Origin of the sequence: Sorangium sp. So ce375, assembly GCF_051473855.1 — a bacterium.
In the GTDB taxonomy this organism is placed as follows: Bacteria; Myxococcota_A; Polyangia; order Polyangiales; family Polyangiaceae; genus Sorangium.
Genome location: NZ_CP150335.1, coordinates 12,154,795 through 12,174,734 on the forward strand (window position 1 = coordinate 12,154,795; position 19,940 = coordinate 12,174,734).

At 70.2% G+C, this 19,940-nt stretch carries 18 protein-coding genes; 7 read left to right on the plus strand and 11 right to left on the minus strand.

The features are described 5' to 3' along the window. Positions 1-54 precede the first annotated feature (54 nt). From WME90_RS45140 to WME90_RS45160, 5 genes are all read right to left on the minus strand, one after another. Positions 55-678: a hypothetical protein gene (locus WME90_RS45140; RefSeq protein ID WP_437278296.1), complete on the minus strand. Its 624-nt coding sequence runs from the start codon at positions 676-678 to the stop codon at positions 55-57. 328 nt (positions 679-1,006) lie between these two features. Continuing rightward, complete coding sequence (locus WME90_RS45145) at positions 1,007-1,762, minus strand: hypothetical protein (RefSeq protein ID WP_437278297.1); 756 nt, start codon at positions 1,760-1,762, stop codon at positions 1,007-1,009. Positions 1,763-2,062: 300 nt separating this feature from the next. Beyond that, entirely contained in the window at positions 2,063-3,196 is a 1,134-nt protein-coding gene (locus WME90_RS45150; RefSeq protein ID WP_437278298.1) for an ABC transporter ATP-binding protein, read from the minus strand. After that, positions 3,193-4,665 (minus strand): oligopeptide/dipeptide ABC transporter ATP-binding protein, encoded by a 1,473-nt coding sequence (locus WME90_RS45155; protein WP_437278299.1) that lies wholly within the window; start codon positions 4,663-4,665, stop codon positions 3,193-3,195. The genes WME90_RS45150 and WME90_RS45155 overlap by 4 nt, the downstream gene beginning before the upstream one ends. Next, positions 4,662-5,351 (minus strand): DNRLRE domain-containing protein, encoded by a 690-nt coding sequence (locus WME90_RS45160; protein ID WP_437278300.1) that lies wholly within the window; start codon positions 5,349-5,351, stop codon positions 4,662-4,664. The genes WME90_RS45155 and WME90_RS45160 overlap by 4 nt, the downstream gene beginning before the upstream one ends. A 288-nt stretch (positions 5,352-5,639) precedes the next feature. Here WME90_RS45160 and WME90_RS45165 point away from each other — a divergent pair, with 288 nt between their 5' ends. Together WME90_RS45165 and WME90_RS45170 are read left to right on the plus strand one after the other, a co-directional pair. Next, complete coding sequence (locus WME90_RS45165; RefSeq protein WP_437278301.1) at positions 5,640-6,026, plus strand: hypothetical protein; 387 nt, start codon at positions 5,640-5,642, stop codon at positions 6,024-6,026. A gap of 258 nt (positions 6,027-6,284) precedes the next feature. Further along, complete coding sequence (locus tag WME90_RS45170) at positions 6,285-6,569, plus strand: hypothetical protein (protein ID WP_437278302.1); 285 nt, start codon at positions 6,285-6,287, stop codon at positions 6,567-6,569. Positions 6,570-6,602: 33 nt separating this feature from the next. On the opposite strand, the gene WME90_RS45175 is transcribed toward WME90_RS45170, so the two are convergent. After that, positions 6,603-7,502 (minus strand): LysR family transcriptional regulator, encoded by a 900-nt coding sequence (locus WME90_RS45175; RefSeq protein WP_437278303.1) that lies wholly within the window; start codon positions 7,500-7,502, stop codon positions 6,603-6,605. A gap of 178 nt (positions 7,503-7,680) precedes the next feature. Here WME90_RS45175 and WME90_RS45180 point away from each other — a divergent pair, with 178 nt between their 5' ends. Continuing rightward, positions 7,681-8,385, plus strand: a complete 705-nt coding sequence (locus WME90_RS45180) for a DUF998 domain-containing protein (protein ID WP_437283744.1) — start codon at positions 7,681-7,683, stop codon at positions 8,383-8,385. A gap of 9 nt (positions 8,386-8,394) precedes the next feature. Here WME90_RS45180 and WME90_RS45185 read toward each other — a convergent pair whose 3' ends face one another. Together WME90_RS45185 and WME90_RS45190 are read right to left on the minus strand one after the other, a co-directional pair. After that, positions 8,395-8,706, minus strand: coding sequence for a hypothetical protein (locus WME90_RS45185; protein ID WP_437278304.1), 312 nt, complete (start codon positions 8,704-8,706; stop codon positions 8,395-8,397). Beyond that, the gene (locus WME90_RS45190) at positions 8,703-11,033 is read right to left on the minus strand and encodes a nitric-oxide reductase large subunit (RefSeq protein ID WP_437278305.1); all 2,331 of its coding nucleotides are present in this window, start codon (positions 11,031-11,033) and stop codon (positions 8,703-8,705) included. The genes WME90_RS45185 and WME90_RS45190 overlap by 4 nt, the downstream gene beginning before the upstream one ends. 222 nt (positions 11,034-11,255) lie before the next feature. On the opposite strand from WME90_RS45190, the gene WME90_RS45195 reads away from it, so the two are divergent. Further along, complete coding sequence (locus tag WME90_RS45195) at positions 11,256-11,603, plus strand: hypothetical protein (RefSeq protein ID WP_437278306.1); 348 nt, start codon at positions 11,256-11,258, stop codon at positions 11,601-11,603. Positions 11,604-11,643: 40 nt separating this feature from the next. Here WME90_RS45195 and WME90_RS45200 read toward each other — a convergent pair whose 3' ends face one another. Beyond that, positions 11,644-11,967, minus strand: a complete 324-nt coding sequence (locus WME90_RS45200) for a hypothetical protein (RefSeq protein ID WP_437278307.1) — start codon at positions 11,965-11,967, stop codon at positions 11,644-11,646. Between the two features lie 442 nt (positions 11,968-12,409). Here WME90_RS45200 and WME90_RS45205 point away from each other — a divergent pair, with 442 nt between their 5' ends. Further along, positions 12,410-13,723 (plus strand): lactonase family protein, encoded by a 1,314-nt coding sequence (locus WME90_RS45205; protein WP_437278308.1) that lies wholly within the window; start codon positions 12,410-12,412, stop codon positions 13,721-13,723. Positions 13,724-13,778: 55 nt separating this feature from the next. Further along, on the plus strand, positions 13,779-14,894 hold the full coding sequence (locus tag WME90_RS45210) for a lactonase family protein (RefSeq protein ID WP_437278309.1): 1,116 nt from the start codon (positions 13,779-13,781) through the stop codon (positions 14,892-14,894). A 131-nt stretch (positions 14,895-15,025) separates the two neighbouring features. Here WME90_RS45210 and WME90_RS45215 read toward each other — a convergent pair whose 3' ends face one another. Both WME90_RS45215 and WME90_RS45220 read right to left on the minus strand, forming a co-directional pair. After that, positions 15,026-15,826, minus strand: coding sequence for an alpha/beta fold hydrolase (locus tag WME90_RS45215; RefSeq protein ID WP_437278310.1), 801 nt, complete (start codon positions 15,824-15,826; stop codon positions 15,026-15,028). Positions 15,827-16,087: 261 nt separating this feature from the next. Then, entirely contained in the window at positions 16,088-17,242 is a 1,155-nt protein-coding gene (locus WME90_RS45220) for an AraC family transcriptional regulator ligand-binding domain-containing protein (protein ID WP_437278311.1), read from the minus strand. Between the two features lie 486 nt (positions 17,243-17,728). On the opposite strand from WME90_RS45220, the gene WME90_RS45225 reads away from it, so the two are divergent. Beyond that, positions 17,729-19,717 (plus strand): right-handed parallel beta-helix repeat-containing protein, encoded by a 1,989-nt coding sequence (locus WME90_RS45225; RefSeq protein ID WP_437278312.1) that lies wholly within the window; start codon positions 17,729-17,731, stop codon positions 19,715-19,717. Positions 19,718-19,940: the final 223 nt, after the last annotated feature.

Below are 19,940 nucleotides of genomic sequence, written 5' to 3' on the forward strand. Positions count from 1 at the left end.
GGCGGCGCCGCCTCGCGCACAGGCGATCCCCCGCGGGATCGCTGGCCCGAGAGATCAGCGGACGATCTCGATCGCCAGCTTCGCCGTCACGGAGCCCTGCTCCTGCCCGTCGAACGTCACCTCGACATCGTAGGTCCCCGGCGCGAAGAACTCGTCTTCCGGGTTGTCCGTGTCCGACGGCCCGGTCCACTGCCGCCCCGACCAGCGGATCGTCTCCGTCGCCGTTGTCGCGTCGACCTGCACGGTGGCTTTGTCGTCGGGAGCGCAACAGCCCGTGTCGCAGAGGCAGTACTGCTGTGGATCTCCCGCCGCCGACAGCCCGCTGATCTGGTACGTGACGAACGAGCGCGGATCCGCGCTCGGCCGGACGCAGCGCCCGCACCCGTCGGAGGCCGAGATCTCGATCGGAGGGACGCTCGAGTCGGTCGCGATCGTGTAGACGAACTCCGCCGGCTCGCCCCTCCAGTAGACGCACCGGCTCGACTCGATCGACACCGTCACGCCCGGCATCGCGCCCTGGACGTCACGGACCGCGCACGGCTCGGCCCCCGGCGGCAGCCCGCGGTCGCCTCCGCTGCTGCCGTTGTCGTCACCACCGCTTCCGCCACCCTCTTTGCTGCTGTCGCATCCCATCACGGACGCGGCGAACAGCAAGGTTATCGCCAGAGCTCGAAGCATGTCGTTCGCCATTCCCTCACCTCTCCCCTTCGCGCCACGCCCTGTCTGCGGCCGCGCGCGATCGGCAGCAAGGGAGATGCTCCGCGAAGAGCGCACGGGCTTCCGCGGCACAGGCGATGGCTTGCGGCACCCCGGGCCGTCGATTGTGCCACCCTGGGCCGGTGCCAGCGAGCGTCCTCAGCGGTGGTTTAGGATAGATCCTGACAATTCCCCTTATTTTATTCGAGAGAAATTGAACAGGGAGGCGGGGAGGCGGGGAGATTTATGGGATTTTGCTCCCCGTCTCCCCGCCGCTCTGTGAATTTCCCGGAGAATTCGAGGCGGTGCTTCAGGGGTAGATCTCGATCCCCAGCTTTGCCGTGACGACGCCCTGCTCCTTGCCATCGAACGTCACCTCGACATCGTAGCTCCCCGGCGCGAAGAAGGCGCCCTCCGGATTGCTCGTGTCGGACGGCCCGGTCCACTGCCGCCCGGACCAGCGGATCGTCTGCGTCGCCGTGGTCGCGTCGACCTGCACGGTCACCGCCTCGTCGGGAGCGCAGCAGCCCACGTCGCACAGGCAGTAGAGCTGCGGCTGCGGATCAGCGGCCCACGTGAGGCCGCTGATCTTGTAGGAGACGAACGACAGCGGATCCGCGCTCGGCTCGACGCAGCGCCCGCAGCCGGTGGAGGCCGCGACGTCGATCGGGGGGACCTTCGCGTCGGTCGTGACCGTGTAGATGAACTCCGCCGGCTCTCCTTCGTGGTAGGCGCACCGGCTCGACTCGATCGAGATCTTCACGCCGGGGATCGTGCCCTCGACGTCGCGCACCGCGCACGGCTCGTCGGGCAGGTCGGCGCAGCCGCCGCCGCTGCCGTCGGCGCAGCCGCCGCTGCCGTCGATGTCGTCGTCGCCGCCGCTGCCCAGGTTGCCGCCGCTGCCGTCGTTGCCGCCGCCGCTGCTGCTGCTGGTGCTGCTGGTGCCGCTGGTGCCGCTGCTGCTGCTGGCGCCGCTGCCGCTCTCGCCAACGCCGTCATCCACGCGGCTCTTGCACCCCATCAGGCACGCACCGGACAGCAGCGCTGCCGTCAACACTCGAAACATGTCGCTTGCCATCGCATCACCTCGCCACTCCGCCACCGAACATCGCGCGCGGCGGCGAGGGGCGCGCAGCAAAAGGGATGCCTCGCGAGGCACGCTCAGGTCCCGCAGGAGCGCGCCTGGATCGTGACTCGTCGAATCTTCGATTGTGCCAGTTTGAGCCGCCGCAGGGATGATGTGAGCCGCTGCGCTCGCAGGGCGCCATTTCTGGAAGGCCGGCTTTTCTGGGCCATCCCGGCGACATCCCGGTGCACGAGCGAGCGGCTGGCCTCGGCGCATCCGTGGCGCGCCGGTCCGCCGCCGTCATTCGACCTCGGGGTACCAGCACGCCACGCGGTGGCCGCTGCCGGGCACGAGCTCCTCGAGCGGCGGGATCTCGACATCACACTTGCCCTCTTCCGCCTTCCGGCAGCGAGGGTGGAAGACGCAGCCGTCGGGCGGGTTGATCGCGCTCCCGGGCGCGCCCGGGAGCAGGCGCCGTGCCTTGCTCCCCCGCTCGATCGACGGCGTCGCCTCGAAGAGCGCGCGCGTGTACGGGTGGTGCCGTCGCTCGACCACGCCCTGCGTGGGGCCGATCTCCACGATGCGGCCGAGGTACATCACCGCGACGCGGTGGCTCACGTGCTCGACCACCCGGAGGTCGTGCGAGATGAACAGCAGGCTGAGCGACAGCTCGTCCTGGATCTCCTCCAGCAGGTTGACGATCTGCGCCTGCACCGAGAGGTCGAGCGCGCTCACGGGCTCGTCGCACACGATGAAGTCCGGGCGCACGGCGAGGGCGCGGGCGATCGCGACCCGCTGCCGCTGGCCGCCGGAGAGCTCGTGGGGGAAGCGCTCCATCATGTCCGGCCGCAGGCCGACCTTCTGGAGAGCGCCCTCCACCATCGAGGTCTCCTCGTCGCGGCTCCGCGCGAGGCGGTGGATGACGATGCCCTCGCCGACGATCTCGCGCAGCGTCATGCGCGGGTTGAGCGAGCCGTACGGGTCCTGGAAGACGATCTGCATCCGCCGGCGCATGGCCCGGAGCGCGCGGCTCGACAGGGCGCTCAGGTCCTGGCCGTCGAAGAGGACCCGGCCGACCGTGGGCTCGACGAGGCGGATCGCGAGGCGCCCGAGGGTGCTCTTGCCGGAGCCCGACTCGCCGACGAGGCCGAGCGTCTCGCCGCGGTGGACGTGGAAGGTCGCCTCGACGACGGCCTGCACGAACGACGGCTTCGCGAAGGGGCCGCGCTGCACCGGGTACAGCTTCGAGAGCCCCTCCGCCTGGACGAGCGGTCGCTCGCCCGGCGCGCTCTCCGAGCCCTCCGGGTGCGCCGCGGCTGCAGGTTGCGGGGGCGCGGCGGCGGTCTGCGAGAGCGCCGCGGCCTGCGGCGGCGCCGCGGCCGCGCCGGGCTCGTCGCGCTGGGTGGGCGGCGGGGGGCCGCTGTCGCGCGTCACGCGGCGCCCTCGTTCCCCGCGCGCCCCGGGACCGTGAGCAGGAAGCAGCGCGCCGCGTGGTGCCCTGCGCCGGGCGGGACGGCGTAGAGGTCCGGCGCCTCGGCGCGGCAGCGGTCGAACACGGCGTCGCACCGGTCGTGGAAGCGGCAGCCGCGCGGCGGATCGCGGAGATCGGGCAGCCCGCCCGGGATGGTCGGCAGGCGGCGCGCGCGCTCGCCGCGCACGCGGTGCGGGCGGAGCCCGCGCGCCGGGATGCTCCTGAGGAGCGCGCGCGTGTACGGGTGCGACGGCGCCGCGAGCACGTCGCGCGCCGGCCCTTGCTCGACGACGACGCCGGCGTAGAGGACGACGATCTCGTCCGCGAGCTCGCCGACGACGGCGAGGTCGTGCGCGATGAGCAGGAGGCTCATCGACGACTCTGCCTTGAGCCGCTCGAGGAGGTCGAGGATCTGCGCCTGCGTGGTCGTGTCGAGCGCGGTGGTGGGCTCGTCGGCGATGAGCAGCGACGGCTCCGGCGCGAGGGCCATGGCGATCATGACGCGCTGGCGCATCCCGCCGGACAGCTCGTGCGGGTAGCTGTTCGCGCGGACCTCGGGCTCGGGGAAGCCGACCTTGCGCAGGAGGTTCACGGCGTAGAGCCGGGCGTCGCCGCGGGACATGGGCCGGTGCAGCCGGATGGCCTCGGCGATCTGGGCGCTGACCGTGTACACGGGGTTCAGCGAGGTCATCGGCTCCTGGAAGATCATGCCGATCTTCCCGCCGCGGACGGCGCGCATCTCCCGCTCGCGCAGCGAGAGGAGGTCCTGGCCGTCGAGCTCGATCGAGCCGCCGTCGATGGACGCGTACGGCGCGGGCAGGAGCTGCAGGATGCTGAGCGCGGTGACGGTCTTGCCGCAGCCCGACTCGCCGACGAGCGCCACGGTGCGCCCGCGCGGGACGGTGAACGAGACGCGGTCGAGGGCGCGCGTGACGCGGCCGTCGGCGGAGAACGACACGCTGAGGTCGCTCACCCGGAGCAGCGCGGGCGGCGGGGCTTCCTCGGGCGCGACGGGCGGCGCGGTGCGGGGGAGCACGGAGGGGCGCCCGCTCGCCGCCGAGCGCTGGGTGACGGCGGGCTCGTCGTCGTCGAGTGTGCCGCGGGCGAAAGGCGCGAGGGCCGGGGTGCCGGGCGTGATCGGCGGGCTCGCGGCCGGTGTGGTGAGAGCGAACGGAGCGCTTGCGGTCGGCGTGGGAGCGGACGGAGCGCTCCCGGTCGGAGCGCCCGGCGTGCTCGGCGGGCTCGCGGTCGGAGCGCCTGGCGCGCTCGGCGGGCTCGCGGTCGGAGCGCCTGGCGCGCTCGGCGCGCCGGGCAGGGGAGGCGTGCTGGGCGTGGACGGCCTTCGCACGCCGCCGTCGTGGCGGATGAGGGGAAGGGGGAGCGAGTTCCGCGCGAAGAGGTCGTCGTCCTCGTCGTCCTGGCCGGTGCTCACCGTACGTACACCTCGAGGAGGGGGCCGACGCCCTGGGAGATGCCCATCGAGTAGGCGGCCCCGACGGCGTCGTTGCCCGGCGCGAGGATGGCGATGCCGTGGTCGTCCTTGCGCCGCCTGGCCCAGTCGCGCACGAGCGAGGTGACGTCGATGCGCAGCGGCGTCGCGGGACGGGGCCGCACGACGGCGGCGGCTTCCGGGATCGACAGGCGCGGCTGCCGGCCCCACGTCGCCGTCTCGGAGCGCCACGGCTCGAGGATGCGCGCGACCTCCAGCGTGAGCGCGCGCTCGGCGGGAGGCGCCATCGGGGCCGGCTCCAGCACGACGAAGGCGCTCGCGATGTTGGCGCCGACGTCGAAGGTCGGCGCGAACCGGAGCAGCACGACGACATCGCCGGCCCCGGCGCGCCCGAGCGCGATGGCGTCGGGGACGCCGGGCGCGGCTGCGGCGTCGTCGTCCTCGACGAGGACGGCGAGGTCCTCGGGCGGGAGCAGCACGCGGCGCGCGTCGAGGGGCGCGGGGAGGGCGCTCGCCGGCCGGCAGCGCCCGGCGACGCAGTAGCCGGCGCCGCAGACCCCCGCGCCCGCGCACACGCCGGCGGGCGTCGCGGGGGCGCCGCCGCAGCCCAGGAGCGGCGGCGCCGCGACGAGCAAGGCCACGGGCGCGAGGGCGGCGAGCAGACGCACAGCGCGGGGGACCATAGCAGAGGGCGGCGCGGGGAGGGCGGCCCGGGTGGCAGGGGCGGGCGCGGCGCGGGCGGGGGGGCGCCGCGCGCCGAGGGTGGTGGCGGGCGCGGCGTGGCGAGGGCGGAGGGGCGCGGCGTGCCGGCGGTGGTGGCGGGCACGCGGGGACCGCTGCCCGTGCGGTGTGGCTGCGAGGGCGCCGGGAACGCGCGCGTGTCGAGAGGCGTTGCCGGGCAAGAGCGTTGCGATCCCTGTTGTAGGGCCGCCGCCGCTCTGCTGGGATGCCGTGTCGTGCCCGTTCGAGCCATTACCTTCCTGAGAGCGCTGTTGATCGTGGCCGCCGTGCCTGTGGCGGTCGCTGCCTGCGGAAAGAAGGCGCCGCTCGGCTCTCCGTGCCGCGCCGACGACGACTGTGCCTCCGGCCTCGCCTGCCACCGCGAGCAATGCCTGCACGAGGGGAGCGCGCGGCGCCTGCGCGACGAGGAGAAGCGCGCCTCGGGCGAGGGCGGCGCGCGGAAGGTCGGCGACCGCGTCGAGGTCGAGTGGAAGGGGTCGTACAAGCCCGCGGTCATCACCGGCGTCGTCGCCGCCGGGTCCTACCGGGTCCACTTCGACGGGTACGAAGCGCAGTGGGACGAGGTCGTGACGGAGGCGCGCATCAAGGGCGGCGCGCGATAGGGCTCGCGACAGACGACGGCGGTGCCGGCGTTGCTTCAGACCCGAAGAGCCTGGCGCGTGCGAGCCAGCCATGCGCCTACCCCGCCGAGCCCGAGGGCGAGCCCCAAAATCGACATCGGCCCGTGCCCAAAATGGCTCCCCCACGTTCTTCCTAGGGCGAAGGGGCCGGCGACAACGGCGGGCCGCTTCCGGGGCGCCGCGCTGTATGGGCCAGACGGCTCCCCTCCATCCACACGTTGCGAGCTGCAGAGCTGGACCATGCGCAAGAGTTATCTCACGGCGTCAATTTTCGTTGCGACCGCGCTCCTCGCGGCCGGCTGCAAAACGGGGACATGCGCGGATGCCGTCGAGCACGCCGAGGCCTGCGGCGTCGACGACCTCGAGCTCGAGGACGACCTCGCCGGCTGCTCCGAACACGAGGAGTGTCGCGCGTCGTGCGTGCTCGACGCGCCCTGCGACGAGATCAAGGCGTCTTTCGCCGGCGGCACGGACCGCAACACGGAGGCCTGGCGCTGCTACGAGCAGTGCCCCCTCTCTGATTGATGAACATTCCACCGATCCGTGTCCACCGCACGCCTACCGTGAGGATCCATGCACCGAATTCGTTATCTCGAGGAGCGACCGCACGAGAGGGTCCTTGTCGTCCATGGCGCGCCACACCGAGCGGCCAAGGATGACGACGTTGAGGTCCCGAACCCGCTTGAACACCGCTCCGGCAAGGAGCGTCGACGCGGCGCTCTCGGGAAACAAGCTGAGACCTTCGCCGCTCGCCACGAGCATGAGGATCACATCGCTGCCGGCCTCCTCGTGGGCGAGCTCGAGCGTATGATCATGCGCTCGGAAGGCGGCGATGATGTCGTCGTGGAGGCGCGGGCCCTCCTTGCGCGGAGGCCAGAGAAAGCGCTCCTGCTTCAGGTCCGCGACCCTCAACGTGCGCCGTGCAGCGAGGCGATGGCTCTTCGACATCACGACGCCGACGCGCTCGCGATACAGCACGCGGAAGCGGAAGAGCGGGTTGTCTTCCGGCGAATGATAGCCGTACCCGACCGAAATCTTGCCATCGCGCAGCGCGGCCACCTGCTCCTCGCTCGGCAGCGGGCGAAGGCGTACCTCGACGCGCGGGTGACGCGCGCGGAACGTCTGCACGATCTCCGGCAGCTGGAGGGTGTCGGCCAGGGCGCCGTCGAATCCGACCACGACCGTCCCGATACGGCCTTGCGCCGTCGCGCGGGCGTCCTCGACCGCGAGCGTGGCGCGAGCCAGGGTCGCGCGCGCACCTTCGAGGAAACTCCGGCCGGCGGCGGACAGCTTCACCCCGCGTCCCGAGGGCACGAAGAGCTCGACGCCGATCTCCTCTTCGAGCTGAGCGATTTGCCGGCTCAAGGGCGACTGCGAGACGTGAAGCTGCTCGGCCGCCCTTCCGAAGTGCTCCGCTTCCGCGACGGCGATGAAGTACCGCAGGTGACGTAGCTCCATGATCTCAGATCCATAGGGTCTGAAACCGTTGCGATCAATGTCTTGGTTGTCTTGAACGCGACGGTGCAGGCTGTTCGACATGAGGCGACACGAGAGCGGCCCGACGGCTCACCCCTACCTCACTTCCAGCTCCGAACGAAAGGAGCGCGCGAGGCTCGCCCCCGAGGCGAACCAGGTGATGCAACGTCGCCCCGCCGGCGCGGTGCTCGTCGCCGGGGCGGTGATCTTCTTCCTCGCCGAGTTCATCGCCGCCGCGGCATGGACGGATCCTCCATACAGCTACACGCATCACTACATCAGCAACCTGGGGGTCCGCGGCCCCCTCGAGGCTCTTGGCCAGTTCATGAACTCGCCGCTCGCGTGGGTCATGAACACCGGGTTCTTCCTCTTCGGGATCATGTTCTTCATCGGCGTCGCCGCGCTGAATGGCCTGCGCAGCTGGCGCCGCTGGGCAGCGCTCATTCTGGGAGCTCTCGTAGCGCTTGGCGGCGTCTTGCTGGCGTTCAACCCTGGTTCCGGAGAGCCGCCCGACGGCGCAGTCGACTATCACGGCTTGGGCGCCTTCGCGTCTATCGTCGGGGGCAACGTGCTCGTGATCCTTCTTGGACGCCAGCACCGACAAATCGGAGTCACCCCGAAAGCCGGGAGGGCCATGGTCGTCCTCGGCGTGCTCGGGCTCGCCTCGATGGTGGCCTTCCTCGCGGTCGCCAGCTCGGGGGCCAACGTCCTCGTGGGCCTCGTCGAACGCTGCGCCGTCTATCCCATCCTGGTCGGCTTCATCTGTGCGGGGGCATCGATCTGGAATCGCCGGACCTGTGCACGCTCGAGCGGCGAGGACGAGACTTCCCGACCACCGATGCTGAAGACGGCGAATTGTTCGTAACGTCGCGCTCTAGGCGCGACGACCGCCTCGGGTGAACGCGGCCAGCCCCCTGGCGAGCGCCCTCGTCACGAGCGCCGCGGCGAGGCCCAGGATCCCGAGATCAGCGACCCCGTGGTTTCGCAGCGCGACCGCCCCGACGATGCAATCGCCTGCGAGCAGTACCACGAGCGAAAGGCCGAGGTGAAAGCGGCCGGCGTCGTCGTGCGGCCACCCGGGCGCGGGCTCGGCCCTGGATCCTCCGAACGCCCGGATCCCGGCGGCGATCGCCAGGAGAAACACCGCATATCCGGCGCCGAGCAGCGCCTCCGGCGCGACGCTCACGGGAGCTCGCCCTGCCCCGCGCCCGACGGCGCTGCGCTCCCGGCGCCGTCCGGCGGAGCCTCGATCTCGGTGAAGAGGTTGTCCTGGGCCCCCTGTGCCGCGAGCTGCGGGACGCGATGGCGGACGCCGCGGTAGGCGAGGAACAGGAGCGGCACCGTGCCGCCGACGATGAAGAGCACATCGCCCGGCAGGCGCATCCACTCCATGAGACGGTTCGTGGGGTTCGTCAGGTACTGGAGCTCTCGAGCCTCGAAATATCCGTAGCTCACCGCGTGGTGGAGCTGCATGAGCCCGAGCGGGAACAGCGTGGCAAAGACCATCCACGCGAGCCCGATATTCAGCGACCAGAAGCTGATCTTGGCCGCCCTGTCGGACCACTGCGCGGCGGGCGTCAGGTAGCGCAGCGCGAAGAGCGCGAGCCCGGCGGCCAGCATACCATAGACGCCCATCATCGAGGCGTGCCCGTGGTTGGCCGTCAGCGCCGTGCCGATCTCGTAATAGGACACGATCGGCAAGTTGATCAGGAACCCGAAGATCCCGGCCCCCAGGAAGTTCCAGAACCCCACGGCCACCAGGAACATGATCGCCCAGCGGTGCGGGAAGGGCTTCGTCGACTGTCCTCCTTGCACGATCCCCAGGCGGAGGAACGTCCACGCCTCCACCGTGAGGAAGGTCAACGGGATCACCTCCGCGGCCGAGAAGAAGGCGCCGAGCGCCATGTGCTCCACGGGCGTGCCGGAGAAGTACAGGTGGTGCATGGTGCCGATCACCCCGCCCGCCGAATAGAGGATGACCTCCAGGTAGATGAGCCGCAGCGCGATCGCCTCGGCCACCACCCCGAGCAGGACGAAGAGATAGGCTACCATGACCGTGGTGAACAGCTCGAGGAAGTCCTCCACCCAGAGGTGCACCACCCAGAAGCGCCAGAAATCGGTGCTCGTGAAGTTTGCGCGCGGGTGCGCGAGGAGGCCTACGGCGTAGAAGGTCGGGATGGCCAGCGCGGCGAAGAAGAAGAGCCAGGGCATGTTGCCCCGGTGCTCGACGGCGAGCCGACCCCGGAGCCCTCGGAAGAGCAGCGCCACCCAGGCGAACAGGCCGAGCGTCAGGAGCACCTGCCAGAAGCGGCCCAGATCGAGGTACTCGAACCCCTGAAGCGCGAACCAGATGCTGTCCGAGGCGCCGTGGATGGCGAGGAGCTCGCCGAGCAGGCTGCCCGCGACGACGATGGCGAGCGCCCCGAGCAGACCATAGGCGAGCCAGCTCTGGCCTCTCGGCTCGCGCCCGCTGATCATCGGCGCGATGAAAATGCCCGCGCCGAGATAGGAGACCGCGACCCAGAAGATGGCGAGCTGCAGGTGCCACGTGCGCACCAGGTTGAAGGGGAAGGCCCCGGCCAGGTTGATGCCGAAGAAGCTGGACAGCTCGGCACGGTAATGCTGCGTGGCGCCTCCGAGGACGGACTGGAGGGCGAACAGCAGCGCCATGACCAGGAAGAACCACGCCGTCGCGCGCTGGGCCGGGGTCAAGGCGACCTCGCCCGGCTGGCGGAAGCTGAGCCGGTGCCCTTCCCGCCCGTGCCAGCCGAGGAAGCGCCATCGCCCGAAGACCGCGAAGAGCAAGCCGATCCCGCCGAGGAGCGCGATGAGCGAGAGCACGCTCCATACCACCACTTCGCCCGTGGGCTGGTTCCGAACGAGCGGCTCTGGAGGCCAGTTGTTCGTGTACGAGTAGGCCTCTCCTGGTCGCTCCGCCGCGGCGGTCCAGGCCGTCCAGGCGAAGAACGAGGTGAGCTGCGAGAGCTCGCGCGCGTCCGAGAAGAGGCCGGGGCGCAGGCCGTGCTCGCCGCTGGGCTGGGCAAAGAATCCGCGATAGTGATCCTTCAGCGACTCGAAGGCCTCTGCCTGAGCACCGGTGAAGGCCAGCGTCCCTGTCGCGGGATCATGGCGGTTTTGACGAAAATCGCCGACGGTGCGCGCGATCGCCTCCGCCGAGCCCACGCCGCCGTAGCGAGAGGCGGCGTGGGAGGCGGCCCGGCGGAGGTAATCGGCGGTGAAATCCGGGCCGAGGTAGGCGCCGTGACCGAAGACGGATCCGTATTCCATGAGCCCGTTGCGCAGGAACAGCTCCTGACCCGCGAGCACGTCGTCGCCCGTGAACAGAACGCGCCCCGCAGGGTCGACGACCCGGGCGGGGATGGGTGGCTGTGCCGCGTAGGTGCGGTAGGCGAGCAGGCCGAGCACGAAGAACCCGAACAGGAAAACGAGGGCCGTCGCCTGGATCCAGCCGCGCGAGATGAGGAGGTTTCGCCGCTTGGATGAGAACGCCATGGGAATGCCGGGAGCAAGCCGAAAAGGGCCTACCCGTTCTCCGAGATGACGACCGAGGAGGCTGCGTTGCGCGGCATGCGTGCCGGGTACGATGATTTGGACGAGAAACGAGGGTCTTTCCGCGGATTCCTCGCGTCGTGCTCCCACCCACCGCGTGGTGGACGACGCCAGGTCGGGGCGCGATGCTTGACGAGCGTCAGGCGGCCCGCCTACCGTTCGGGCATGTCCGCTTTTGGTCCCGCCTTGTTCGTTCGACGCACCGACGGCAGGGATCTCGACGAGAGGGAGCAACAGGCCATCGTCGAGATGGTGCATCGGGCCACGCGAAAGCTCGGCGTGACGGACGAGCACGACGAGGCGATCGAGCCTCGCCGCCACGACTACGGGGAGACCGAGGCCGGCGCTCTCTGCGTACTCCTTTATTCGTCCTACAACTACTACGGCATGCCCGAAGAGGTCATGGCGGACCAGGACGAGACCTGGAAAGAGCTCGGAATGAAGGTCGCGCGCGAGGTCGAGGCGGCCGCGCCGGGCGCCTATCGGTTCGACTGCTACACCATCGAGGACTGACCTCCTCGGCGCCAGGAAGCCGATGTGTGTGCTCGGTGTTCTAGTCGGCGAGCTGCCTGGCCCACGCGATGTAGACGTCGTAGCGGGGGGGATACTCGACCGTGGGCGGCTGGGCGGCGCGGCGCTGGAAGAGCTCCAGCGCGTGTGCGGCGAGGCCGCGGCTGATCTCCGCCGCCTCCGACGCGGTGACGGCCGGCGGACCGGGCTCGTTCTTCAGGCGCCGCTCCGCGAAGGGGTGCGCGCCGTCGGCGACCTGGCGGAACACCTTGGCGGCCTTCCACGAGGCGATGGCGCAGAGGTCGCCCAAGCCGAACGCGGAGATCAGGCTGTGGATGGCATCGACCGGCGACGGCGCGGGAGGCATCGACCTGGTGTATATCCGCGGCTGCAGCGGGTCGCCAGCGCGGCTCCTCTCCTCGACGCGGTCATGGCCACGCCGAGCACGAGGAGTTGGGCGGCTTCACGGCCTCCCTCGCCGCAGCAAGGCAGCGGCTCACCGCTTCCCCGGCGCGCCCCTGCCCCGGCTCGAGTCGGCGCCGTCCGAGGCGGCAGAGCCGATGCGCCGCTCCCGCTGTCGCACACATCCCGCTCCCGCCTCGATCTGAAAGATTGAGCTCGACCAGAAACCGCTCGGCGCCTTCGCCGTAGGACTGGGCACCGCTCGACACGAGCGCGGCACGCGCCGAACGCCGAAGCGTGCAGCCGTATCGGGACACGGGCTCGCCCGTGCACGCCCGCATGGCGGCCGCACTGCGCGTGGGGCGCAGCGTGAACAGTGAACGAATTAAGAGAACGGAGAGGCAGCTATGAAGAAGTCATTTGGCGCCCTGTTGATCGTCTCCCTCGCGTCGGCCTGTCTGAGCGCCTGCGGGGGCGAACCCGAGAGCCCCGCGGGCGGCCAGAGCGCCGTCGGATTCGTGTTCGTGGGGACGAACCATAACAACACGCGCGACGCCGGCGAACCTGCCAACCAGGTCACCGTGTACCGCAGGCTCGCCGATGGATCGCTCGAGCTCGCCGAGCACGTCGACACCGGCGGACAGGGCTCCGGGCCCTCGGCGCGATTCGCCGGCGACGGCCTCGGCTCGTCCCATTCGATGGTGCTCAGCCAGGACCAGGCATTCCTCCTCGTCACGAACGCCGGGAGCGACTCGCTCTCCGTGCTCCGGGTCGGAAAGGACACCCTCGAGGTCACTGACGTCCAGCCAACCAGCGATGGCGCCGGGCCGGGCTTCCCGAACAGCGTGACCCAGCACGGCGATCTCGTCTATGCGCTGAACGGCGCCGGCGCGGGGAGCGTCACCGGCTTCCGCCTCAGCGACCAGGGGAAGCTCACGCCGATCCCCGGCTCGACCCGGCTGCTCTCCGCGAACCAGGTCAACCCGCCGGACACGCTGTTCAACCCGGCGCAGGTGTCATTCACCCCGGACGGGGGGCAGCTCGTCGTCACGATCAAGGACGGGCCCGCCGCAGGCCTGATCGACGGCGTGACGCCGACCGGACCGAGCCGGGTGCTCGTGTTCGACGTGCTCGACGACGGCCAGCTCGCGAAGGCCTTCACGCAGACCGACCTCGATAACGACGGCCCGTTCGGGTTCTCGTTCGACGCGGCCGGGCACCTGCTCACGGCCATGTTCGTGGGCGGTGACGACCTCGCCGGCGCGGCCGGATCGTTCCAGATCAACGCGGACGGGACGCTCACGCCGATCACGCGGACCGCGAAGGTGAGCCAGCTCGATCCGTGCTGGCTCGAGAACAACGGGAAGTTCGCGTTCACCGCGAACTACACCTCGGGCACCATCTCGAGCTTCCGCATCGGCGACGACGGCAGCCTGACTGTGCTCGACGAGCAGGCCGGCGTCACCGACGAGCGCGCGGGTACCCCCGGCGCGAGCCAGCAAGGCTCCACGCCGCTCGATCTCGGCATCAGCCCCGACGGCCGGTTCCTCTACGACGTGCTGCCGGGTTCGGGGAGCGTGGGCGCCTGGCGGATCGAGGACGACGGCAGCCTCACCAAGATCGGCGAATACGGCGGGCTCCCCAGGACCGTCGACGGCGACAGGGCGCCCGAAGAGCGCTTCGGCCCCGGCGGGAGCCCTGCCGGCATCGACGTGCTCTGAGCCTCACGGCCCCGTTCCACCGCCTCCATCAACGCTCACATCAAGGAATCGAGCCATGAATACCGCTGCAAACGACGATCGACGCGCCGTCTACGTGATGACCAACGCGACCCCGAATGCCATCCAGACGTTCCGTCGGGCGGGCGACGGCACGCTCTCCCCCGGGGCGTCCTACCCGACGGGCGGGAACGGCCACGCCCCGAACCCACCGCTCAACTTTCCGATCCTCGAGTCCCAGAGCGCCCTGGTCGTCAGCCGGGACGGGCGCATGCTCTTTGCCGTCAACGCGGGGAGCAACACGATCTCCTCGTTCGTCGTCCGCCGAGGCGGGGAGCTCCAGCGGGTCGGCCTGGTCTCCTCGAACGGCGCGCGCCCGGTCTCCCTCGCGCTGCACGAGGGCGTGCTCTTCGTCGCGAACGCGGACAGCAAGAGCATCCAGGGATACCGGGTCAGCCACACGGGAGAGCTGATGATGCTCGCCGGCGCCTCGCGCTCGCTGAGCGGCTCCGGTATCGCCACCATCGGGTTCAACAGGACGGGCGATGTGCTGGTGATCGCGAGCCGCGGTGACGGCGAGCCGATGGGGAGCCTCGAGACCGTCACCGTCGACGATCACGGGATACCCGGGCCGGTTCGCCGGCAGGACGTGGTGAAGGCCGGTCAAGCGCCCTTCGGCTTCACGTTCGATCGGCGCGGCCACGTGATCCTCTCGAACTCGTCGCTCACCGGCGACAGCTCGGTCTCGCGCTACAGCGTCGCCCACACCGGGGAGATGCGGCTCATCGCGGAGCAACGGATCTTCACGACGGCGGCGTGCTGGGTGGCGACCGCGACCACCGGCCCTTCGACGATCGCGTTCATCACGTCGGCGGGCTCGCGCTCCGTCACCGCCCTCCGCGTCGACCGGAGCGGCAGCCTGACGCCGGTGGGGCCGCTGAGCGCGACGGAGCAGGCGGCGTTCACGAGCGGGCTGGCCCTCGATTGCGCCGTGAGCATGGGCGACGACTTCCTCTACGTGCTGAGCCCTGACGGGTTCAGCGTGCCGCCGTTCACCGGCGCCGGTCCGGCCGTCGTCCACGGCTATCGGATCGAGCCGAGCGGCGCGCTGACCTCGCTGGGCCCGCCGGTAGGCAGCTTGCCCCAGGGCGCTACCGGGCTCGTCGCCGTGTAGCCCGGGGCGGTGCGGCAGGCGCCTCCAGCGAACCGCAGGGATCTCGACAGCCCGGCCAGCGCTCGCCCGCGCTGTTCCCGGGCTGCCTGCTTTGTACCTACCTCTTGAATGAACGCGGGTGTGATCTCGCGTTAGCGAGCAGCGGGTCGCTGGGTGGCGTGGGTGTCGGCGAAGTCCCAGACGAGCTTGAGGAGGGGTTCGGGGTTTTCGATTTGAGGGAGGTGACCGGCGTTGGGGAGCAGCGCGAAGCGGGCGCCGGGGATGGAGGCGGCGTAGGCGCGGCCGTAGTCGGGGGTGCAGATACCGTCGCTTTCGCCCCAGAGGACGAGGGTGGGCACGGAGATGGCGCCTAGCCGTGGGCGCAGGGTCGGATCGGTCATGGTGCCACCGTAGGTGCTCAGGGTGGCCCGGTTGGTGGCCATGGCGGCCCGTTGGGCGTCGCTCAGGCTGGACGGGTCGATGCGGAACGGCTCGGGGTTGTGGTAGCTGAGCTCCGCCAGCTGGGGCAGCGTGAGAGAGAAGATGTCGGCGACGGGCTGGCCGGCGACCTCGATGCCGACGGCGTCGACGAGGATGGCGCTGCTGATGCGCCGGCTCTGGAGAAGGGCGAGCTCGGCGGCGACCCAGCCGCCGATGGAGCTGCCGACGACGGTGACGTCGACGAGGTCGAGCTCGTCCAGCAAGGCGCGGTAGAGCTGGGCGAGGCCGGCGATGGTGGACAGCCATTGCGGGCGGTGGGTACCGTCGAAGCCTGGATGGGTGGGGGCGATCACCCGGGCGTGGTTGCGTTCGGCAAGGGTCTTGGCGAAGTGGGCGACGGACTGGGGACCGGCGCCGCCGTGCAGGAGCAGGAACGGGTGTCCGGCGCCGCACGCGTCGACGGTGACATCGACGCGGCCGTGGCCGGGCATGGTGAGGGTGTGCGTTGCCATGGAGGCTCCTTGTCGGCGGGCGGCGAGCGCGCTCGCCGAACCGCTGGTGGTAAGGCTCTTTTCGAAGCCGCAGGTGCGCGGATCGTCCCGCCGGGGCGCAGCGTGGCGGCTTCGATGACTTGACCGTAGCGCCTCGCTCGGCGGCGGACATTGTCCGGACGTGCCAGAACGATGGCACGCGACGCCAAGCGCACGCTGCCATGCGAGCTCGCCAGCGGTCGCGCGCTGCCAGGGAGCGAGCTCGCGCCCGTGCTCGGCCGTCTAAGGAACCCGGCGCGCCGGTGCCCTGTCGGGACGCGGCGGTGTCGTGGTGCTTGGCGAAAGCGAAGCGCGGTACTCGGCCGGCGTGCGCCCGCTCCACCGACGGAACGCCCGGTAAAACGCGCTGAGCTCACGGAACCCGACGAGCCACGCGACGTCGGCGATCGATCGCTGCTCGTCGGCGAGGAGGCCCGCCGCCATCTCGTATCGGACCTGATCGATCACCGACTCGAAGGTCTGGCCCTCGCTCGTGAGCCTGCGCTGGAGCGTGCGCCGGCTCGTCCCCAGCGACTTCGCGACACGGGCGATGTCGGGCGAGCCGTCCCGCAGGAGGGCGACGAGCGCCTCCCGCGTCCGCGCGGACCAGGTCTCTCTCGTCGCCAGGGCGGCGAGGAGCGCCTCCGCTGAGCGGGAGACGATCTCCTGGAGCACGGCGTCGCGCTGCGGCAGCGGCTGGTCGAGCGCGGCGTCATCGAAGAACAGCCGCGGCACCGGCGCGCTCCACGCGATCGGCGCGGCGAAGACGCGCTCGTGAGGCCGCATGTCGGGCGGGGCCGAGGAGGCGAGCTCGACGCGCACCAGGGAGAGCGGCGCGCCGGTGAAGGAGCGGCCGAGCATCAGCATCGTCGCGCTGCCCAGCTCCGCGAGCTGGCGACGGCCATCCGGGGAAGCCATGGCCGTCTTTCCGCGAAGCCGGAGGACGATCGACGTGAGGCTCGCCGCACGATCGCGCTCGAGCTCGAGGCGGACTCCTTCGTTCCAGAGCCCCATGTAGCGAGCGGTCCGCTCGTAGGCGGCGCGGAGCGTGGGGCTCGTCGAGGCCGCATAGGTGATGACCCCGAAGCGGCGCGGATCCGCCGCCTTCGCAAGGCGAAGCCCCAGATCGTCGACGCCGGTCAGCTCGACGGCGGCCCCCAGGAGCTCGGGGAGCTTCTCGGCCGGGCCTCGGGCGTCGACGCCGTCCAGCGCGATGCCGGCGAGCACCTCGGCGCGGAGGCGGCTCGCAGCGCCGGGCGCGAGCTGGTCGGCAAACGCGAGAATCGACAGGAAGGCGCCGGCAGCTGCGCTGTGGCTCGGTGCCGAGACTTTTGTGCCGAGCGGAGGCATCGTCCTGGGTGAGGGGGTAAGAAGAGCAAACGCCTTCTCGAGAATCAAGAACGCTTCGTGACGATGTGGAAATGATCGGCATCCGTCAAGGACGCCGAGCGTCCATCCCGGGGCGGCCTCTCACCACGACGTCGATCGCCCTCGTGCGCCGACCTGGGTCGCGCCACCGTGTGCACAGGTCGGTACGGTCCTGCTCAGGCGAAGGTCTTGGCCACTCGAGAATCAGGATCTGCGCGACTGGTTGTCGAATGGCGGGCAGCTAGAACACCGGTCAATTTGACTTTTGGGGAGTTTGGGGCGCTTCGGCGGAAGGATGAACAGAACGGCGTCGCGATGCTCTCGTTCGCGCCGGGCGGCGGGCGAATGGAGCAGTGATCGCCGCTGGTGGGGTTGCCGCGAGAGGAATAGTCGCAGATGAAACGGTTGACCGCGCACGCGCGCTGCTCGGCTCTCCCGGGCTACGCCGGTGCGAAATGCGCGACTGGCAGACCTCCTCGCCACCCCCGCTTTCAACGCGAGTGACATGGAGGAGCCATGATGAACATGGTGCGCAGAGGGGTGGCGGTGCTCGCGGTGTTGACGAGCCTCGTCGGCGTGAGCAAAGGCGCCGCAGCGGCTGATCGATTCGTGCCAGGCGAGTACGAGACGATCCAGGGCGCCATCGACGCGGCCGACGACGGCGACGTCGTCCACGTTGGCCCCGGGGTCTACCCCGAGTCGATCCTGTGGGAAGGCAAGGCCATCGCGCTGGTCGGCGCGGGCGCAGGCGCGACGATCGTGGATCCGAGCGCTGGCGGTCGCTGCATCACGTTGAACAACGTCCCTGGCACGGCGCGACTCGAGGGCATAACGTGCCAGAACGGTGTCGCCCAAGAGGGCGGGGGGGTGCTCGTCGTTGGAGGCGCGCCGGTGCTGCGGAGCTGCGTCTTCCAGGGCAACACAGCGACCGACGGCCCCGGAGGAGGCGCCCTCATCGTTGAATCCAGCGCGACGGTGGAGCGCTGCTCCTTCATCGCGAACGAGGCATTGCTGCCCTTCAGCGCCGCGGGGGGCGGCGGGCTCGCCGCCATCCGCACAGTAGACTTGAGGGTGACAGACAGCTTCTTCTCTGCCAATCGGGCCGCAAGAGGCGGCGGAATGGCGCTGAACGTCACTTCTCGTACGACGGTGGAGGGCTGCCACTTCGAATCCAACGATGGCGGCGGGCTCGCCTCCCCGGGGGACGGCGACATCAGCGTGCGCGGGAGCACGTTTCTCGACAACCGCGGTCGTGGTGGAATGGAGCTCGGTCCAATCAATATCGCCACCATCGAGGATTGCGTCTTCGAGCGCAACACGAGCAACGCGGGGGGAGGTGGCCTATTGGTGCGCCTGAGTGATGTCGAGGTAAAGAACTGCGACTTCATCGACAATCGTTCGGCCACGCACGGCGGCGGCATGGCGTTCAGCGAGGCTGGTGGGTTCGTGTCCGACTGTAGGTTCCACGGCAACGAGGCCCCGTTCGGCGGCGGGTTCTCTGTCCCAAACACAGCAGAGGTCTCGATGAGTGGCTGCTCGTTCCAGGGCAACAGGGCTGGCATCGATGGTGGCGGCATGCGTGCGACCTTAGAAGTCATCTTGGCGGTGAACGACTGCTCCTTCACCGGCAACGTGGCCGGTCGAGACGGTGGCGGCGCCTTTCTGGAAACTGTTATTGAACCCCCCACCCCGGCCATCGTGGTGAATCGGAGCATCTTTCGTGCCAATGAGGCAGGTCGTGACGGGGGCGGGATGCGGCTCCTTTCGGAAAGGGCCGCGGAGGTGACCGACTGCCTCTTCGATAGAAACGAAGCCAAGAGCAGCGGTGGCGGTCTCTTCGTCCGAGGTTCAAGGTTCTCCTTCTTCCCCTCGACGATGACGTTGACCCACTGCACGTTCTTCGGCAATGCCCTGGGCGGGGTGGCAGCCACCGGTCTCACTGACCTGAGCGTGCTCAACTCCATCTTCTGGCAGGACCAGGGGGGCGAGCTGCTCGTCACGAGCCCGGCTGAAGTGTCCGTGACCTATAGCGATGTGCAGGGCGGCTTCCCCGGAGCAGGCAACATCGACGCCGATCCTCTCTTCATCGACGCAGCGAGCGGCGATCTGCGCCTTCGCCCCGACTCGCCCTGCAAAGACGCCGGGCTCCTCGTCCCGGGGCTGCCTCCGACGGATCTGGCCGGGAACCCGCGCGTGGTTGGGCCCGCTCCTGACATGGGCGCCTACGAGATCACCGCGCTCGAGCGCGTTCAGGGCCTGATCGACGACGTCCAGGCCCTCGTGGACACGGGCACGCTCACGCCCGGCCGAGGCAATGCGCTGGAGGTGAAGCTGGACGGCGCCGCCGATTCCCTCCTGGAAGGCGAGGCGCGGCCGGCCGTCAACCAGCTCAACGCCTTTATCAACCAGGTGTCGGCTTTCGTGAGGAGCGGCAAGCTGAGCCCGGCCGAGGGGCAGGCGCTCATCGCGGAAGCCGAGGCGATCGCCACGAACCCGGGGATCTGAGCGCGGCGCCACAGCAACGTCAGCGGCGCCAGCCGCGCGGGGTTCGATCGCAAGACGCTCGGCAGGTACGTGGAGGCCGGCAGCGACGCTGCCACTGCGGCGCGGCCGCCAAGCCCACGGGCGAGGAGAAGATCCACGAGAGCACCCGGCGCGTTCAGGCGCGCCGCTGCCGCCGCCCCCGGCGCGCCTCGCAAGGCGTCGCGGGTGTGCCGCAGCCCGCCGG